Raw genomic sequence first — 16,152 nt, 5'->3', positions numbered from 1 at the left:
ACTCCCCCCCCCCCCCCCCCCCCCCCCTCTCCTTTCTCCCCCTCCCCCCCCCCCCCCCCCCCCCCCCCCCCCCCCCCCCCCCCCCCCCCCCCCCCCCCCCCCCCCCCCCCCCCCCCCCCCCCCCCCCCCACCGCCGTCACCAGCTGCTGGTGAGGTCCCGCCGGGGCTGCTCGGGCGCGCGCCGGGCGGAGGGCAGTCCGGCGAATCCGGGGGAGATCACCGACGTACCGGCGACCCGGTCCGCGAGCGAGCGGGAAGAGCGCGAGAGTACCGGGAACACGTTCAGGAGGAACAGGGCGACCGCCGCGATCCAGCACAGGACGGACAGGAAGAGCCAGCCCTGCACCAGCATGCAGCAGGCCAGCGCGTACACCGCGACGTCGGCCGAGGTGGTGACGGCCGCCCGCAGCGCCGTGCGCGAGCGTGTGCACGGGGCGACGCGCAGCCCCATCAGGGCCTTGCCCAGGGTCCGGCCGGTGAAGGTGAGCGTGAGCCACTGGTAGAGGAACGTGAGCACGATCAGGGCGAGGAAGCCCTGCTGGATGTAGCCGACGGCGTCCTTCCACAGCGAGTCGACCATCTTGTCGGCCGCTCCCTGGGCGTCGCCCCCGGACTTGACGAAGTGCCAGCTTCCTTTGGTCACCAGCTCGGGCACATCGGTGATGAGTGCCGAGATGCGGTGGAAGGTCAGGACGGCGAGCCCCCAGGCCGCCGCCACCACCAAAGCGAAATCGATGAGCCAGGCGCCGAGACGGCGAAACTTCGGCACAGATGATCCCCCAAGACTGCTACCCCCCGGTCTTGCGCATCACGATAGCAACAGCGATGCCCGCGCCCAGGCGGTCAATTGAGACGATCTCGGGGCACTCCCGTCCTTCAACTCCGTTGCCATGGCGTCAAGATGACGCCGGAGCGACCGGCGCGCAGGAGCGTGCGCGGAGTGCGTGGGGCGCGAGCCGGAGGCTTTGCTCCGCGCACGACCCGCGCGGGGAACGGCGGCTCCCGCGGGTCCCGAACCTAGACTCCGGACATGGACACCACACGGCTCGACCATCTCGCCACCGGCAAGTACGTGCTGGTCACCAGCTACCGCAAGGACGGCACGGGGGTGCCGACGCCCGTCTGGGTCGTGCGCGACGGTGACGCGCTCGGCATCTGGACGGTCACGGAGAGCTGGAAGGTGAAGCGGATCCGCCGTCGGGCGGACGTTCTCGTCGGCCCCTGCGACCTGCGCGGCAATCCGACGGGGGATCAGGTTCCGGCCACGGCCGAGATCTGTGACTGGACGACGACGGCGCGTTACCGCAAACTCCTCGCACGGAAGTACGGCGTCACGGGGACCCTGGTCCTGCTGGGCAGCAGGCTGCGGCGAGGGCTGCGCGGCACCGTGGGTATCCGCATCACCCTCGTTCCGTGATCAAAGGCGCGGCCTCTGTCCCGAATTGGGGCGCAATGTGGGCAAGTTGATGCCCGAGAGACGCAGATCACACCGGTTCGGCGGCTTTGGTACATGAGACCTACACCGATTCTGTGCGTCTCCTACCCGAGGATGAGGGGCACCTGTCAGGACTACACCGGTCGTGGGCCGATAGTCCGGCCCGCAGTCTGACTTCCGCGCCCCGACCGGACGGCACGATGGAGGGGATCCTGAAGACCTGTCCCGACGAGCATGAACGTGCCGCCGGATGGTCACCCTTGCCTGCCAATCCCGACGGGGGTCTCTTTCGCCGTGGCTACGTTCCTCTACAAGCTGGGCCGTCTCGCGTTCAGACGGCGCTGGTGGATGGCGCTCATATGGGTGCTGCTCTTCGTAGGCGCCGGCTTCGCCGCCTCGGCAGCCCCCGCAGCACCCGCCGACACGTTCTCCATGCCCGGCACGGAGTCGCAGAAGGCCTTCGACCTGCTCGACGAGCGGTTCCCGCAGAGCAAGTCCGACGGTGCCACCGCCCGCGTGGTGGTCCGCGCTCCGGACGGTGAGAAGATCACCGCCACGGACAACAAGGAGAAGGTCGACAAGCTCGTCGCCGCCCTGGGCAAGGGCGCGAAGGTCTCCAAGGTCGACGACCCGTTCAAGACGGGTGCCGTCAGCAAGGACAAGACCACCGTCTACGCGACCGTGTCCTACACGGACACCGGCACGGAGCTGAGCGACAAGAACAAGGACGCGCTCGAGAAGCTCCTCAAGGACACCCGCAAGGACGGCCTGACCGTCGAGGCGGGCGGTGACGCCGTCAAGACCGAGCAGAGCATGGGCGGCAGCGCCGAGCTGATCGGCATCGGCGTCTCCGCGGTGGTCCTGCTCATCACCTTCGGCTCGATGATCGCCGCGGGCATGCCCATCCTCACCGCCCTCATCGGCGTGGGCATCGGCATCTCCAGCATCACGGCGCTCGCCAGCACCCTGGAGCTGTCCAGCACCACCTCGACGCTCGCGATGATGATCGGTCTCGCGGTCGGCATCGACTACGCGCTGTTCATCGTCTCCCGCTACCGGGCCGAGATCGCCGAAGGACGTGAACCCGAGGACGCGGTCGGCCGCGCCGTCGGCACGGCCGGGTCCGCCGTCGTCTTCGCCGGACTCACCGTCGTCATCGCGCTCGCCGGCCTCATGGTCGTCAACATCCCGCTGCTCACCAAGATGGGCATGGCCGCGGCCGGCACGGTCGTCATCGCCGTGCTGATCGCCCTCACCCTGATCCCGGCGCTGCTCGGCTTCGGCCGCCGCAAGGTGCTGCGCCGCAAGGACCGCAAGAAGCCGTTCGGCACGCCGCACGCCGACGCGCACGGCAAGCCGAAGCTCGGCACCCGCTGGGCCCGGTTCGTGCTGCGCCGCCCGCTGATCGTGCTGCTCTTCGCCGTCGTCGGCCTCGGTGCCATCGCGGCCCCGGCCGCCAAGCTGGAGCTCGGCCTCCCCGACGAGGGCACGTTCGCGACGGACACCACCCAGCGCAAGGCGTACGACATGCTGTCGGACTCCTTCGGCAAGGGCTTCAACGGCCCGCTCACGGTCGTCGTCGACAAGGGCGGCAAGGGCGCGGCCGCCGCCGCCAAGGACGTCGGCGCGGAGCTCAAGAAGTTCGACGGCGTCGTCAGCGTCACCCCGGCCGCACCGAACAAGGCGGACGACACGGCGACCATGACGGTCGTGCCGAAGACGGGCCCGAGCGACGCCGACACCGAGAAGCTCGTCAAGAAGATCCGCTCGGACATCGGCGGCGTCGAGTCCAAGACCGGCTCCGAGGTCCTGATCACCGGCTCCACGGCCATGACGATCGACTTCTCGCAGACCCTCGACGACGCCCTGGTTCCGTACCTGGCTCTCGTCGTCGGCCTGGCCTTCCTGCTCCTGATGCTGGTCTTCCGCTCCATCCTGGTTCCGCTGAAGGCGGCCCTCGGCTTCCTCCTGTCGGTCCTCGCGGCCCTCGGCGCGGTCGTGGCGGTCTTCCAGCAGGGTCACCTCGCCGACGTCTTCGGCGTCGACCAGCCCGGCCCGATCATGAGCATGATGCCGATCTTCATGATCGGTGTGGTGTTCGGTCTCGCGATGGACTACGAGGTGTTCCTCGTGACGCGCATGCGTGAGGCGTACGTCCACGGGGCCCGCCCGGGCGAGGCCATCGTGACCGGCTTCACCCACAGCGGTCGCGTCGTCGCCGCCGCGGCGGTCATCATGATCAGCGTCTTCTCCGGCTTCATCATGGAGAACGACGACATGATCAAGATGATGGGCTTCGGCCTCGCGTCGGCCGTCCTCTTCGACGCCTTCGTGGTCCGCATGGCGATCGTGCCCGCGGTGCTCGCACTGCTCGGCAAGTCCGCCTGGTGGCTGCCGCGCTGGCTCAACGCGATCCTGCCCAACGTGGACGTGGAGGGCGAGAAGCTGCACAAGCAGCTCGGCGACGTGAACGGCGGAGCCGCGCCGTACAGCGACCCGGAGCGTGAGCTGCAGCGCGTGCGATGACGCGCCCGGCCACGGCCGACAGCACACCGCATCGTGAGTAGTACGGCGGCCCGGTGACCGAGACGGTCACCGGGCCGCCGCGCTGTGCGGCCGCGGCCCGGCTGCCCGTGCGGCCGCCGTCCGGCTGATGGAGACTTCCTCTGGTGGCTGTGGCTGTGGCTGTGGCTGCCGCTGCGGCTGGTGGCCGCCGACTTCGCCCGGCCCCGGCCCGGTCCGGCGCCCGCAGGAGCCCCACCCCGGAGGTGCCCGTGCTGTTCACCCAGGAGGCCCTGGCCAAGATCGCCGCCGGTGAGGCCGACCTGGCGTTCCGGCGCTGGGTCAGGCCCGCCGTCCGGCCCGGCACCCACCTGCGTACCGCCGTCGGCGTACTCGCCGTCGACGCGGTGGACGCCGTCGAGGAGAGCGCCGTCAGCGACCGGGACGCCCGCCGCGCCGGATACGCCGACCGCGCGAGCCTCCTCGCCGACCAGCGCCCCGGCGCCGACCGCGCCCTCTACCGCGTCACCCTCCGCCGCGTCGGCGCCGACCCCCGGATCGGCCTGCGCAAGGACACGGACCTGACCGCCGCCGACCTGGACGCCCTCACCACCGCCCTCGCCCGCATGGACGCCCGCAGCGGCCACGGCCCGTGGACCACCGCCACCCTCGAACTCATCGCCGCGCACCCCGCCGTCCGCGCCGCCGACCTCGCCGCGCGACTGGGCCGCGAGACGCTCCCCTTCAAGACCGACGTGCGCAAGCTGAAGGAGCGCGGCCTGACCGAGAGCCTCGACGTCGGCTACCGCCTGTCGCCGCGCGGACGTCTGGTGCTCGACCACCTCCGCGGCGGACGGGGCGCCCAAACGCGCTGAACGGCGCTGATTCGGCAGGGAACAGCACCGAAGAGGTGATTCGGCTCAATTCGCGTGTTCGTGAAGTCAACTTGAGGGCCACGACACGCGTCCGTGCTAAGGGCTGGACCGTTTTCAGCCCGGCTGCCAGGCCCTTCGTCCCGCGTGGAGCGGTGTCGTGTGCTCCGCGGACGGGGCCCGGGGGCGCGGTCGCGCGGAGGAGGTTGACCATGATCGAGGTCGACGGGGACCGGCTCGCGGTGGTCGCCCTGGACGCCCGGCGGGCCCGGGACGTCCGGGTCGCGGGGGCGAAGGCGGCACATCTGGCGCGGGCTGCGGGAGCGGGCCTGCCGGTGCTGCCCGGATTCGTCGTGGCGGCCACGGCGGAGACCGCCGACGAGTACGTGGGCGAGAGTGAACTGCGGCGCGCCTGGGGCGAGTTGAGCGACGAGGGCGCGCGGCCGCTCGTGGTGCGGTCGTCGTCCGCGCACGAGGACGGCGCCGAGTCGTCCCTGGCGGGCCTGTTCGCGACGGTCCTCGACGTGCACGGCTGGGACGCGTTCACCGACGCCGTGCGACGGGTGCTGCGCTCCGCGCGCCGCGTCCCCGTACGGCACGTGCCGGACCACGGGGACGACGGCGCCGCCCGCGCGGACATGGCCGTGCTGGTGCAGCCCATGGTGCGCGCCGTGGTGGGCGGGGTGATGTTCGGGGCGGACCCGCTCGCGGGGCGCTACGACCGGGTGCTCGTCAGCGCCGTGCCCGGCGGCCCCGACCGGCTGGTCGACGGCAGCGTCGACGGCGTCCGCTACCACCTCACCCGCCGCGCCCGCCTGGTCCGCACCGAACCCCCCGAGCCGCGCGGCACCCGCCTCCTCGACCACGGCCGACTGCGCCGCCTGGTGCGCCTCGCGCGCCTGGCCCAGCGGGAGTTCGGCGGCCCGCAGGACATCGAGTTCGGCTTCGACGCCGACGACCGCCTCTGGCTGTTCCAGACCCGCCCCATCACCGCGATGCCCACGGCCCCGCCCCGCGGCGCCCGCCTGCTCGGCCCCGGCCCGGTGGCCGAGACTTTCCCCGGCGTCGTACAGCCGCTGGAGGAGGACCTGTGGCTGGCCCCCATGTCGTACGGCCTGACGCTCGCCCTCGACCTCACGGGCTCCGCCCCGCGCGGGCAGCTGCGCCGACTGCCCGTCGTCACCACCGTCGACGGGCGCGCGGCCGCCGACCTGCGCCTCCTCGGGGCGGCCCCGGCACGCCGTCCCGGCATCGCCTTCCTCGGCTTCCTCAACCCCGCCCCGGGCGCCCGCCGCGCCGCAGCGGCCTGGCGGACCGGACGCCTGCGCGCCGCCCTGCCGATGCTCGCCGTCGACCTCATGGCCGACGTGGACCGCTACCTGAGCGAACTGCCGCCCCCTGACGCGATGTTGAGCGGTCGACTGTTCGCCGCTGTCTCCTGGGGCCGTACGGTCCTGGCGTCGCTGCACGCCCAGGAGGCCCTGGCCGGAGCCCTGTTGGCGCAGGACTCGGGCGCCACCGCCGTCGGCGAGGCCCTGGCCGTCCTGTCCGAGACGCGCGCCGCCGAACCCGACGACGCGCGCCTGGTCGCCCGGCACCCCGTGCTCCTTTCCCTGCTGCCGCCGTCGCTCGGCCCGCGCCCGCCACTGCCCGCGCCCACCGCGTGGGCCGGGGTGGCGCGCGGCACGGCGGCCCTGCCGGTGCGCGAGGGGCTGCGGCTGCGCGTCCGCTGGGTGCAGGAGATGCAGGCCGCCATGGTGCGCGAGGCAGCCCGCCGCTTCACGGCGGCCGGGCTCATCGACGACCCGTCCCGCGCCGCCCTGCTGCGCTGGAGCGAGCTGACGGCCGCGAGCGACGGCGCCGGGCTCCCCGCCGACCTGCCCGAACGGCTGCCCCGCCCGCACCGCCCGGCCCTGCCCGCCGCCTTCCGCCTCGCCGCCGGATGCCCGGTGCCCGAACCGGGCGACCCCCGCGAGAAGAGCCCCGGCCAGGGCGCGGGCGGCGGCTTCGGCTCGGGCACCGCCTGGCACGGGACGGGCGCGCCGCCCCGGCACCCGGTCCTGGTCGTCCGCACCCTCGACCCGGCCCTCGCCCCGCTGCTGCCCGGGCTCACCGGCCTGGTCGCCGAGACCGGCAGCGTCCTGTCCCACCTCGCCGTCCTCGCCCGCGAGTACCGGGTGCCCACGGCGGTCGGCGTCCCCGACGCACTGGACCGCTTCCCGGAAGGGACGCGGCTCTCCGTGGACGGGGGGACGGGGGAGGTGGCCGTGGTGCGGGTCGCGGCCGTGGCGGACCCGGCGGACACCGAGGCGGCCGGAGCGGCGGCGGCCGCGGCAGGGGCGGGCGGGGCAGGATCGGGCGGCGTCGAACCCAGTGGCGAGGAAGGCGCCGAGCGCGGCGGCGGAGCGTCCAGGGCGGGCGTCGGGCCCGATGTGCCGCCGCGCTCCCGCGACGGCGACGGCGGCGGTGACCGCGACGGCCACGTGCGCGGGCCCGTCCCGTCCGACTGCCCCGACTACCGGGAGGGCATGGCGTCATGAAGTACGTGAGCTATCTCCTCGGCGGCCTCACCGCCGCCGCGGCCGCCACCTACAGCGTCGTCTACCTCACCCGCTGGGAGTGGCAGCGCGCCCTCATCTGCGGTGTGCTGCTCCTGGTCGTCGAGGGCCTGCTCGTGTGCGCGCTGCTCCTGAGCCGCATCGGCCGCCTGGAACGGCGGATCGCCGACACGGGGGAGCGCGCCGAGGAGGTGTGGCGGCGGCTGCGGGAGTCCGGCCCGGAACAGGGGGCACGGTTCCGCTGGCTGGAGCCGCGCGAGCCCGACGGCGCCCACCGTACGTACGTCTTCGTGCCCGTCCTGATGGCGGCCGGGGTACTCCTGTCCGGTGTCGCCTGGGTCGTGCAGCGGATCTCGGCGGCCACCGCCCGGCCCGGGGCGGAGCGCAGGCTCGCCGGGCGCCTCACGGCACTGACCGCGCCGCACGGTGAACTCCTTGGCCGGGCGCCGGAGTTGGAGGCCAGGCCCGCCGTGCCGCGCCCCCGTGCCGCGCGGACGCTCCTCCTGGCCGTCGTGGTCGCGGCGTGCGGGCTGCTGCTCGCCCTCCTCGTGGACACGCTGTCCGACGCCACCCAGACCCGCCCGGGCAAGGCGGCGGGCTCGGCCGCGACCACCCTCGTCTACCGGGTCGAGGTGCACGGCAGCGACAACGCGAACGCCCGCGCCCTGGCCGCGCGCGAGCTGTGGGAGCGGTGCCGCCGCTCGACCGCCGCCCTCAACGTGCGGGCCCCGCTGACGCGTCTGGACACGGACGTCTGGGCCGGAGTGATCCGCCCCGCCCTGTCCGAGCACGACGTGATGCGCCTCAGCGGCTGCCTGGCCGACGCGACGGCCCACCGCACCCGCGCGCGGGTCCTCGGCGAGAGCCAGGTGGAACCGGCCCATCGGGAGGGGTGACGGACTGGGGGCGGCACCCCTGTGAAGTCCAACTCCCTTGATATTGAGGTGTGTTGGTGGGGTCGTCGGGACCGGTGAGGTGGTCGTACGCGGCCACGGGGCCGCTCGCGCGCGGGTAGCCTGAAGGCGTCTGCGTTTCCTCCCCGTCCCGTGCTGGTGTGCGCCTGTGCGTACCCCATCAGGTGGTGACCGCTTGTCTTCCGCGCCCGATCCTTCGCCTTCCGCGCCTACGGCGCCTTCTACGCCTTCTGCGCCTGCTTCATCGGCTCCTTCGCCGTCCCCTTCCGGAACTGCCGGAACTGCCGGAACTTCCGGAGCCCTGTCGGTCCGCGCCGCCGCCCTGCTCGGCACCGTGCGTGCCGCCGGGGTCAGGGCGCGCGGCGGACTCACACCCCGCCGCCCCCTCGCCCGCCGGACGCTGAAAACCGTCGGCCTGTGCGTCCTCGGCTACGCCGTCTTCTGGCTCACCTCGGCCCTCGGCGTGCTCGCCGTGTCGGCCTGGGCGGGCGAACACGCCCCCGCCGACCGCGAGTTGGCGGGCATCCGGCACTTCCAGCAGGTCGACGAGCGGCTGTGGCGCGGCTCCGCGCCCAGCAGGGAGGGTTACCGCGCGCTCGTCGCGCACGGCATCCACACCGTCGTGGACCTGCGCGCGGAAGACCTGAGCGCCGCGGCGCTCGCGCAGCCGAAGCGCGCCGGACTGCACGTCGTCCGCATGCCGATCCGCGACGGACAGACCCCCGACGGACGTCAGGTCGACCGGTTCCTGCGCGTCGTCGCGGACGCGCACGGCCCGGTCTTCGTGCACTGCGGCGCGGGCGTCGGCCGCACCGGCTCGATGACCGCCGCGTACCTGGTCCGCACCGGCCAGGCGACGCCCAGTCAGGCGGCGTTGCGCACGGTCGCCGTGGGCCCGCCCTCGCTGGAGCAGATCTACTACGTGCTCAGCGCCGACCGGCACGCGAGCCGTCAGCCGCCCGGCGTCGTCTCCCTGGTCAGCCGGCTCGCCGACGCGCCCCGCAGGATCAAAGCGTCGCTTTGAGCCGCCACGCGCCACCGTGGAACAGCGCCGCGCGGCCGTCGGCCGACAGTTGCCCGCCGTCGGCCGCGTGCACGCGCCCGCCGAGCCGCTGCTCGTCCTCGCGCACCCGCTTCTGCAGCAGCGTCGCCGCGAAGCGCCCGGCCACACCGCCGTCCCTCGACGGCTGCTCGCCGACGACCTCGAAGCCCGCGGCGGCGTAGTACGCCCGCAGCCGCGGGTTGTTGGCGCGGCAGTCGAGGCGGCACAGGCTGCGCCCCGCGGCGCGGACGCGGCGCTCGGCGTGCTCCAGCATGCGACGGCCGGTGCCGGGCGGCGCGACCCGGCGGTCGGTCATCAGGCGGTGCACATACCCGGCCGTGGGCGGTTGCGGGCCCCACGCCGCCGGGTCGTCCCACCACAGCTCCCAGGCGCCCGCGACCGGCCCGTCCGGGCCGATCGTCGCGATCCAGATCTCGCTGTCCACGAGCCGCGCCCGGAAGTGCTCATCGCCCAGCTCGCCCGGCTTCCACTGGGCGATGCCCTGCGCGATCTGCCAGCGGGCCGCCTCGTCCCGCAGCCGTACGAGCACGGGGACGTCGGACTCGTCGGCACGCCGGAACGACAGCTCGCGCCCCGCCGCCGGTTCCAGGAGGTTGCGGCGCAGCGCGGCCACCAACTCCGCGTCGGCGCCGAGGAGATGCTCGGCGTACGCGCGCAGGGACCCGTACCGCTCGGACATCCCCGCGAGGAACAGACGCATCACCTCGGCGGGTGCGCGGCCGAAGCCGAGCCAGGGCGGCTCGCCCTCGGGGTGCTCGGCGCGCCAGTCCGCGAGGAAGCGGTCCGTGGCGAGCTCGGTGAGCGCGTAGTCCTCGACGATGTCGGCGTCGGGCACGCCGAGGAGGGCGAGCAGGAGGGCGGCGAGCAGGCCCGTGCGGTCCTTGCCGGACACACAGTGGAAGACCACCGGACCCGCGCCGTCGTCGGCGAGCACTTCGAGGGCGCGGCGCAGCTCTTTCACGCCATCCTCCGCCATCTCCAGATAGCGCTCGCGGAGGTGGGGGGCCAACGAGAGCTCGAGGCTCGACGACGGCCGGGAGGGGGAGCGGTGCTCGACGCTCAGATGGTGGTAGGCGAGCGCCGGATGCTCGGGCACCCGGCCCTTCGCCTCGATCTCTTCCGGCTGGCGCAGATCGATGACGGTGCGGACACCCAGGGCGAGGAAGCGGTCCCAGTCGGCGCCCCGCAGCTTGCTCAGCGAGTCGGACCGGTACACCTGCTCCCAGCGCACCGCACGGCCGTCCTCAGTGACATAGCCGCCCAGGTCACGGAAGTTGTGCAGCCGTTCGAAAGGTATGTGTCTCTTCACAGTGCAGCAGCCTACGTCCGGAAAGGCCGCGATTGCCGCGATGAACATCACCGCCAGCATCGGCGTTCGATTCCCGCCAAGAGGGCTGGACAAAGGGGTCCGCCCGTGCTCCGTGACAGGGTGCGCGCGTGCTCCACCGAGCCGTCGCGTGTCTTGTCACAGGACGCCGGGCAGCTCCGCCGACCCTACCCGGAAGATCGCCCTCCGGACGCCGCGCGCCCCTTCCCGGGGACCGTCAGCGCCCTCCGACGCGGACCGGCTCCGCCACCCGCGGCACCTCGTCCAGAGCGATCCCGAAGTGCGTCTCGTACGCGGCGAGGACCTCGGCGTCCGTGGCCAGCTCCGTGACGTCCCGCTCCTCGCCGGTGGTGACGGTGAGCTTGTTGCCGCTGAGGGTGACCCGGCCCGCGTCGGTGACCAGCGTGCACACGGTGGACCGGGTGAAGTTCGACTTCGGGCACGTGCGGTGGTACCACGCCCCGGCCTTGAAGTCGGTCAGCTCGCGCGGGCGTTGGTCGAGCACGTACTGCGGCTTGCCGTCCTTGAGAACGTCGAGGTCGCCGTCGGGCCTCTCCACGACGCGGAACGTGCCGCCGGGGTCGGACTGGTCCCCGCGCTCGGTGAGGTCGAGCGGGAAGTGGGTGTGGGTGCCGAAGCCGATGTCGGCGAGCCAGTCGCCGCCGTCCTCGGTACGCACCCGCAGCGCCAGGTGGTCGTACGGAATGCCGGGTCGGCCTTCGTTCCCGTACACGCGGGCCTCGAGCAGCGTGACGTCGAAGCCGAGCGCGGTGAGCAGCGCCGCGAAGGCGCCGTTGAGTTCGTAGCAGAACCCGCCGCGGCGTTCGTCGACGACCTTCGCCACGAGGTCCTTCTCCGTGAGGTCCACTTCCTGGCCGAGGTGGATGGCGAGGTTCTCGAAGGGGACGCTGCGCAGATGGGCGAAGTGCAGCGCGCGCAGGGCCGAGGAGGTCGGGGCTGCGGGCCGGTCGGCGTCGATGCGGCGCAGGTAGGCGTCTGTCCGGGCGGTATCCATGGGGCAAGTCTCACCAAGCCCCGCCGGTGCGGCCACCGACCGGGGGCGGGGCCGGCCCCCGTCCCCGGACCTAGGTCGAAGGTGCCCCCGATTCCGCATGGCCGACGCCCCCGACCGGTATGTATAGTCGCCTCACGCCGCGCGGCACCGAGATCCGCGCGTGCACCGGAGAAGGAGGTGAGCCCGATGCGCGAGTACGCAACCGAACGCATCACAGTCCGGGCCCTCCTGACCGCCGTACGCGTCTGACCCGTACGGACGCCGCACAGGAGCGCCCCGCTTGGCCCGCCCGGTCCGAGCACTCGAATGTCACCGCATCGAAGCACTCCTGAGCGAAGGAACCATGACTGCTACGCCTTTCCGGATCGCCGTGCCCGACGACGTCCTCAGCGACCTGCGCGCACGACTGACCCGCACCCGCTTCACCACCGCGTCCGACACCGCCCACTGGGCGGCGGGCACCGACCCGGACCACCTGCGTGACCTCGTCGCGTACTGGGCCGACGGCTTCGACTGGCGCGCCGCCGAGGCCGCCCTCAACGAATTCCCGCACCGCATCGCCGAAGTCGCCGGATCCCCGGTGCACTTCATCCATCTGCGCGCCCGGCGCCCCGAGGGCGCCCCGGCACCGCTGCCGCTCGTGCTCAGCCACGGCTGGCCGAGCAGCTTCGTGGAGATGCTGCGCGCCGCCCGGCGCCTCGCCGACCCGGCCGCGTACGGCGGCGACCCCGCCGACGCCTTCGACGTGGTCGTGCCCTCACTGCCCGGATTCCTCTACTCCGGCCTGCCGCAGGCGCCGTTCACCCGCCGGGCCGTCGCCGAGATCTGGCACTCCCTCATGACCGAGACCCTCGGCTACGACCGCTACGGGGCGTTCGGCGGCGACATCGGCGGCGGCGTCACCCAGTGGCTCGGCGCGCTGTACCCGGAGCAGGTCGCCGGGGTGCACATCACGTCCGCCGTGGCGAGCGCCGACTTCGAGAAGGAGCCGCCGACGCCCGCCGAGCAGACGTACCTGGACGCCCTTGCCGCGTACGACATCGAGGACCAGGGCTACAGCGAGATCATGTGCACCCGGCCCGACACCATCGCCGCCGCGCTCATGGACTCGCCCGCCGGGCTGCTCGCGTGGATCGTCGACAAGTACCGGGACTGGAGCGACTGCGACGGTGACGTGGCGCGGCGCTGGGACCGGGACACGCTGCTGACCGTCGCCACGCTCTACTGGGCCACCGGCAGCATCGGCTCGTCCTTCCGGCAGTACTACGACTACCACCTGAACCAGCGGATGCCGCGTATCACCGTGCCCGCCGCCGTCACCCTCAGCAACGAACCGGCGTTCACGGACTACCCGAAGAGCCTCGCCGAGCGCGTCTTCGCCGACCTGCGCCACTGGAACACGCCGGAGCGCGGCGGACACTTCATGGCGCACGAGGAGCCCGACCAGGTCGCCGCCGAACTGCGGGCGTTCTTCGGTCCGTTGAGGCAGGCCGACTAGGGATCGTCCGGCAGTGGCCGCGCTCCCGGGCTCCGGAAGGGGGCCGGGAGCGCGAGGGCCGATATAGGATGTACGTTCCGTTTCCTGCTGCTTTCTGGCAGCCTGTGACCCATCCCGGAGCGTAATCAGTGAGCGTAGCCATCGTCGTGCCCGAAGCCGCCGTACCGGCCGACCACCGGGAAGCGGACCCGGTCGGCACTCGGGAACTCGTGGAGCGCGACGCCCGCGACTTCGGAGCCTACGCCCGCACCGGCGGCTGGACCTTCGGCCTGAAGGTGGCCCGCAGCGTGCGGCCCGGCGGGCAGGCCGCCGAGGGCACGCCGAAGGTCTCCGCGAAGGAGTTCGCCGAGCTGGCCGGGTGCTCCGCCGAGCGCGTCATGCGCTACTACAAGGCCTGGGACAAGGCCGCCGACGACGGCCTCGTGCCGCACTTCGAAGCCCTGACGCCCGGCGGGGACGTCGAACTCCCCGACGCCGACGTCTGGCTGACCTACTACGTGCCGCGTTCCAGCGCCACCTCCGCGCGCGGCACCGCGATCACCGCCGCCGCCGAGGCGGAGGGCATCCGCCCGACCAAGGCCCTGGAGGTCGCCGAGAACCCCACCGCGCTGCGCGCCGCGATCCTCGCCGACCCCTCCACCGCCCAGGCCGCTCGGCACGCGCTGCTCGACCGCCTCAAGGAGGACCCGGCCCTCCAGACCGAGCTGGCCCGCGACATCGCCCGCACCGACGACCTGAAGAAGGCCGTCGCGGGCGAGACCAGGGCCGCGGACCGCATCGAGTACGTCCGCAAGGTCGCCGAGGAGGGCCAGATCCGCACGCCCGCCGGGCAGAAGCTGGACGCCCCCGCCGAGCTGCGCGCCGAGGCCGAGCGGCACCTGTCCCTCCTCGACGAGCTGGACGACTCCGAAGAGGCCGGCGAGTGGGCCGCGGAGGCGTACGACACGGTGAAGACCCTCGTCGCCGAGACCGTCGAGGCCGACCCCGAGCTGCGCGTGCAGGAGCGGCGCACGAAGTTCTACAGCAGCCTGCAGAAGGCCACCAAGGTCTTCGAGGAGCTGACCCTCGACGACGCCGTCGACTTCGACGACATCTACGAGGACGACATGGTCCAGCGCCTGGAGGAGCTCCAGCAGGCCATCACCACCTGCATCACGGCGCTGCGGAAGGCCTCGGAGACGCGCTGAACGCCGGGCCCGGGGCGGGTGAAACCGCCCCGGGCCGAGGGCTCGTCCGGCTCAGGGCAGGATCGAGTCGACGTACCCGCCGTCCACCCGGACCGCACCGCCGGTGGTCGCGGAGGCGAGGGGCGAACTCAGATAGACCACCATGTTCGCGATCTCCTCGGGCTCGATGAGCCGCTGGATCAGTGACTGGGGGCGGTGCAGGCGCATGAACTCGCGCTGTGCCTCGTCCCATGCGAGGCTCCGGTCGACCAGTTCGTACACGAAGTCCTCCACGCCGCCGGTGTGCGTCGGCCCGGCGATGACGGAGTTCACCGTCACGCCGGTGCCCGCGGCCTCCTTGGCGAAGCCGCGGGAGACCGAGAGCAGCGCTGTCTTGGACATGCCGTAGTGGATCATCTCGGCGGGGATGACGACGGCCGAGTCGCTGGCGATGTTCTGGATCCGGCCCCAGCCGCGCTCCTTCATCCCCGGCAGGTACGCGCGTGTCGTCCGCACCGCGGCGAGCACGTTCACCTCGAAGTACCGGCGCCATTCGGCGTCGGAGATGTCCAGGGCGGCCGCGGCCCCGAAGATGCCCAGGTTGTTGATGAGGATGTCGGCCCGCGGAAGCGCGGTGAGCACCTGCTCCAGACCGTCGTCGGTGGTGATGTCACCGGGGGCCGCCACCAGGTCCGCTTCGGGGTCCGCGGCGCGCAGCCGCTGAAGGGCCGCGTCGACGGAGTCCTTCGTACGTCCGTTGACCGAGACGCGCGCTCCGGCGCGGGCCAGACCCGCGGCGATCGCGGCTCCGATTCCCTGGGTCGATCCCGTGACCAGGGCCGACTTTCCGGCGAGGTCGATCAGCACGTTGGGCACCTTCTCTATCGTCGTGGTGTCGAGCGGATTCCTTGCCGTGAGCCATCCTCCCTCAGGGGGCGGCTGCGCGTTTGCAAACCGGTCGAACCGACTGCTGCAGGCACCGTTCGGCGCCGGTGCCCCTGCCGCGTCAGGCGGTCTGTGAAACGATCAACCACATGGTGTCTGTGAGCGACCTCCTGCCCGTCGAGGCGATCCGCCTCGACGTGGCGGCCGACGACTGGCGTGCCGCGATCGGTGCCGCGGGCGAGCTGCTCGTGGCGACGGGCAGCAGCACGGACGCGTACACGGCGGAGATGATCCGGACCGTGGTGGACAGCGGCCCCTACATCGTCGTCGCCCCCGGCTTCGCCTTCGCGCACGCGCGGCCCTCGCCCGCGGTGCTGCGGACGGGCATGGCGTGGGTGCGGCTCGCCGGGCCGGTGGAGTTCGGGCACGAGACGAACGACCCCGTCGGCCTCGTCGTGGCGCTCGCCGCGAAGGACGCCACCGCGCACACCGACGCGATGGCGTCCCTGGCCCGGCTGCTCGCGGACCCGGAGACGGCGGAGGCGCTGCGGGTGGCTCCGACGCCCGCGGCGGTGCGGGCGATCCTCGCGGGGGAGCCGGGGGCCGCCGCACCCGTCGCCGCCGGGCCCGCCGTGCACAAGATCCTCACCGTGTGCGGCAACGGCCTCGGCACCAGTCTCTTCCTGAAGAACACCCTGGAGCAGGTCCTGGACCGCTGGGGCTGGAGCCGGTACGTGACCGTCGAGGCCACCGACACCATCTCCGCCAAGGGCAAGGCCTCCGAGGCCGTCGCCATCCTCACGTCCCGGGAGATCGCCAAGACCCTCGGCGACGTCGGCGTCCCCGTGCGGGTCGTCGACGACTTCACCTCCACCGCCGAGGCCGACCGGGTCCTGCGGGACACGTACGACGTCTAG

13 protein-coding genes are annotated in these 16,152 nt (G+C 72.9%); 9 read left to right on the top strand and 4 right to left on the bottom strand.

From position 1 onward, the window contains the following. Window positions 1-136: 136 nt before the first annotated feature. Window positions 137-769, bottom strand: a complete 633-nt coding sequence (locus tag ACZ6AA_RS10660) for an RDD family protein (protein ID WP_468483236.1) — start codon at window positions 767-769, stop codon at window positions 137-139. Between the two features lie 261 nt (window positions 770-1,030). Between ACZ6AA_RS10660 and ACZ6AA_RS10655 the strand changes: the two genes are divergently transcribed. The 6 genes from ACZ6AA_RS10655 to ACZ6AA_RS10630 all read left to right on the top strand — a co-directional run bounded on the left by ACZ6AA_RS10655 (window position 1,031) and on the right by ACZ6AA_RS10630 (window position 9,305). Continuing rightward, window positions 1,031-1,417: a PPOX class F420-dependent oxidoreductase gene (locus ACZ6AA_RS10655; RefSeq protein WP_468458525.1), complete on the top strand. Its 387-nt coding sequence runs from the start codon at window positions 1,031-1,033 to the stop codon at window positions 1,415-1,417. A gap of 312 nt (window positions 1,418-1,729) precedes the next feature. After that, window positions 1,730-3,961, top strand: coding sequence for an MMPL family transporter (locus ACZ6AA_RS10650; RefSeq protein WP_468458523.1), 2,232 nt, complete (start codon window positions 1,730-1,732; stop codon window positions 3,959-3,961). A 248-nt stretch (window positions 3,962-4,209) separates the two neighbouring features. Then, window positions 4,210-4,812 carry a hypothetical protein gene (locus tag ACZ6AA_RS10645; protein ID WP_471457396.1) on the top strand — a complete coding sequence of 201 codons (603 nt, stop codon included), beginning with the start codon at window positions 4,210-4,212 and terminating at the stop codon, window positions 4,810-4,812. A gap of 209 nt (window positions 4,813-5,021) precedes the next feature. Next, a complete protein-coding gene (locus ACZ6AA_RS10640) occupies window positions 5,022-7,349 on the top strand; it encodes a PEP/pyruvate-binding domain-containing protein (RefSeq protein ID WP_471457394.1) in 2,328 nt (775 codons plus the stop codon). Beyond that, the gene (locus tag ACZ6AA_RS10635; RefSeq protein ID WP_471457392.1) at window positions 7,346-8,263 is read left to right on the top strand and encodes a hypothetical protein; all 918 of its coding nucleotides are present in this window, start codon (window positions 7,346-7,348) and stop codon (window positions 8,261-8,263) included. The genes ACZ6AA_RS10640 and ACZ6AA_RS10635 overlap by 4 nt, the downstream gene beginning before the upstream one ends. A gap of 352 nt (window positions 8,264-8,615) precedes the next feature. Continuing rightward, entirely contained in the window at window positions 8,616-9,305 is a 690-nt protein-coding gene (locus ACZ6AA_RS10630) for a fused DSP-PTPase phosphatase/NAD kinase-like protein (RefSeq protein ID WP_468483232.1), read from the top strand. Here ACZ6AA_RS10630 and ACZ6AA_RS10625 read toward each other — a convergent pair. Together ACZ6AA_RS10625 and ACZ6AA_RS10620 are read right to left on the bottom strand one after the other, a co-directional pair. Further along, complete coding sequence (locus ACZ6AA_RS10625) at window positions 9,289-10,653, bottom strand: GNAT family N-acetyltransferase (RefSeq protein ID WP_471457390.1); 1,365 nt, start codon at window positions 10,651-10,653, stop codon at window positions 9,289-9,291. The genes ACZ6AA_RS10630 and ACZ6AA_RS10625 overlap by 17 nt on opposite strands. A 235-nt stretch (window positions 10,654-10,888) precedes the next feature. Further along, window positions 10,889-11,686 (bottom strand): arylamine N-acetyltransferase family protein, encoded by a 798-nt coding sequence (locus tag ACZ6AA_RS10620; RefSeq protein ID WP_471457388.1) that lies wholly within the window; start codon window positions 11,684-11,686, stop codon window positions 10,889-10,891. A gap of 343 nt (window positions 11,687-12,029) precedes the next feature. Between ACZ6AA_RS10620 and ACZ6AA_RS10615 the strand changes: the two genes are divergently transcribed. Both ACZ6AA_RS10615 and ACZ6AA_RS10610 read left to right on the top strand, forming a co-directional pair. After that, on the top strand, window positions 12,030-13,184 hold the full coding sequence (locus ACZ6AA_RS10615; RefSeq protein WP_468483230.1) for an epoxide hydrolase family protein: 1,155 nt from the start codon (window positions 12,030-12,032) through the stop codon (window positions 13,182-13,184). Between the two features lie 146 nt (window positions 13,185-13,330). Then, window positions 13,331-14,371, top strand: a complete 1,041-nt coding sequence (locus ACZ6AA_RS10610) for a hypothetical protein (protein ID WP_468458555.1) — start codon at window positions 13,331-13,333, stop codon at window positions 14,369-14,371. A 51-nt stretch (window positions 14,372-14,422) separates the two neighbouring features. Here ACZ6AA_RS10610 and ACZ6AA_RS10605 read toward each other — a convergent pair whose 3' ends face one another. Further along, entirely contained in the window at window positions 14,423-15,217 is a 795-nt protein-coding gene (locus ACZ6AA_RS10605) for an SDR family NAD(P)-dependent oxidoreductase (protein WP_468483229.1), read from the bottom strand. A 167-nt stretch (window positions 15,218-15,384) separates the two neighbouring features. Here ACZ6AA_RS10605 and ACZ6AA_RS10600 point away from each other — a divergent pair, with 167 nt between their 5' ends. Next, on the top strand, window positions 15,385-16,152 hold the full coding sequence (locus tag ACZ6AA_RS10600; RefSeq protein WP_468458505.1) for a PTS sugar transporter subunit IIAB: 768 nt from the start codon (window positions 15,385-15,387) through the stop codon (window positions 16,150-16,152).

The organism is Streptomyces sp. NPDC040610, assembly GCF_055594065.1.
This window is presented reverse-complemented; position numbering and strand designations above follow the sequence as displayed.

Excerpts from the sequence above, each read along its gene's own strand:
- ACZ6AA_RS10600 (WP_468458505.1), top strand. The coding sequence starts at position 15,385 with ATGGTGTCTGTGAGCGACCTCCTGCCCGTCGAGGCGATCCGCCTCGAC.
- ACZ6AA_RS10640 (WP_471457394.1), top strand. The coding sequence starts at position 5,022 with ATGATCGAGGTCGACGGGGACCGGCTCGCGGTGGTCGCCCTGGACGCC.
- ACZ6AA_RS10635 (WP_471457392.1), top strand. The coding sequence starts at position 7,346 with ATGAAGTACGTGAGCTATCTCCTCGGCGGCCTCACCGCCGCCGCGGCC.
- ACZ6AA_RS10615 (WP_468483230.1), top strand. The coding sequence starts at position 12,030 with ATGACTGCTACGCCTTTCCGGATCGCCGTGCCCGACGACGTCCTCAGC.
- ACZ6AA_RS10655 (WP_468458525.1), top strand. The coding sequence starts at position 1,031 with ATGGACACCACACGGCTCGACCATCTCGCCACCGGCAAGTACGTGCTG.
- ACZ6AA_RS10620 (WP_471457388.1), bottom strand. The coding sequence starts at position 11,686 with ATGGATACCGCCCGGACAGACGCCTACCTGCGCCGCATCGACGCCGAC.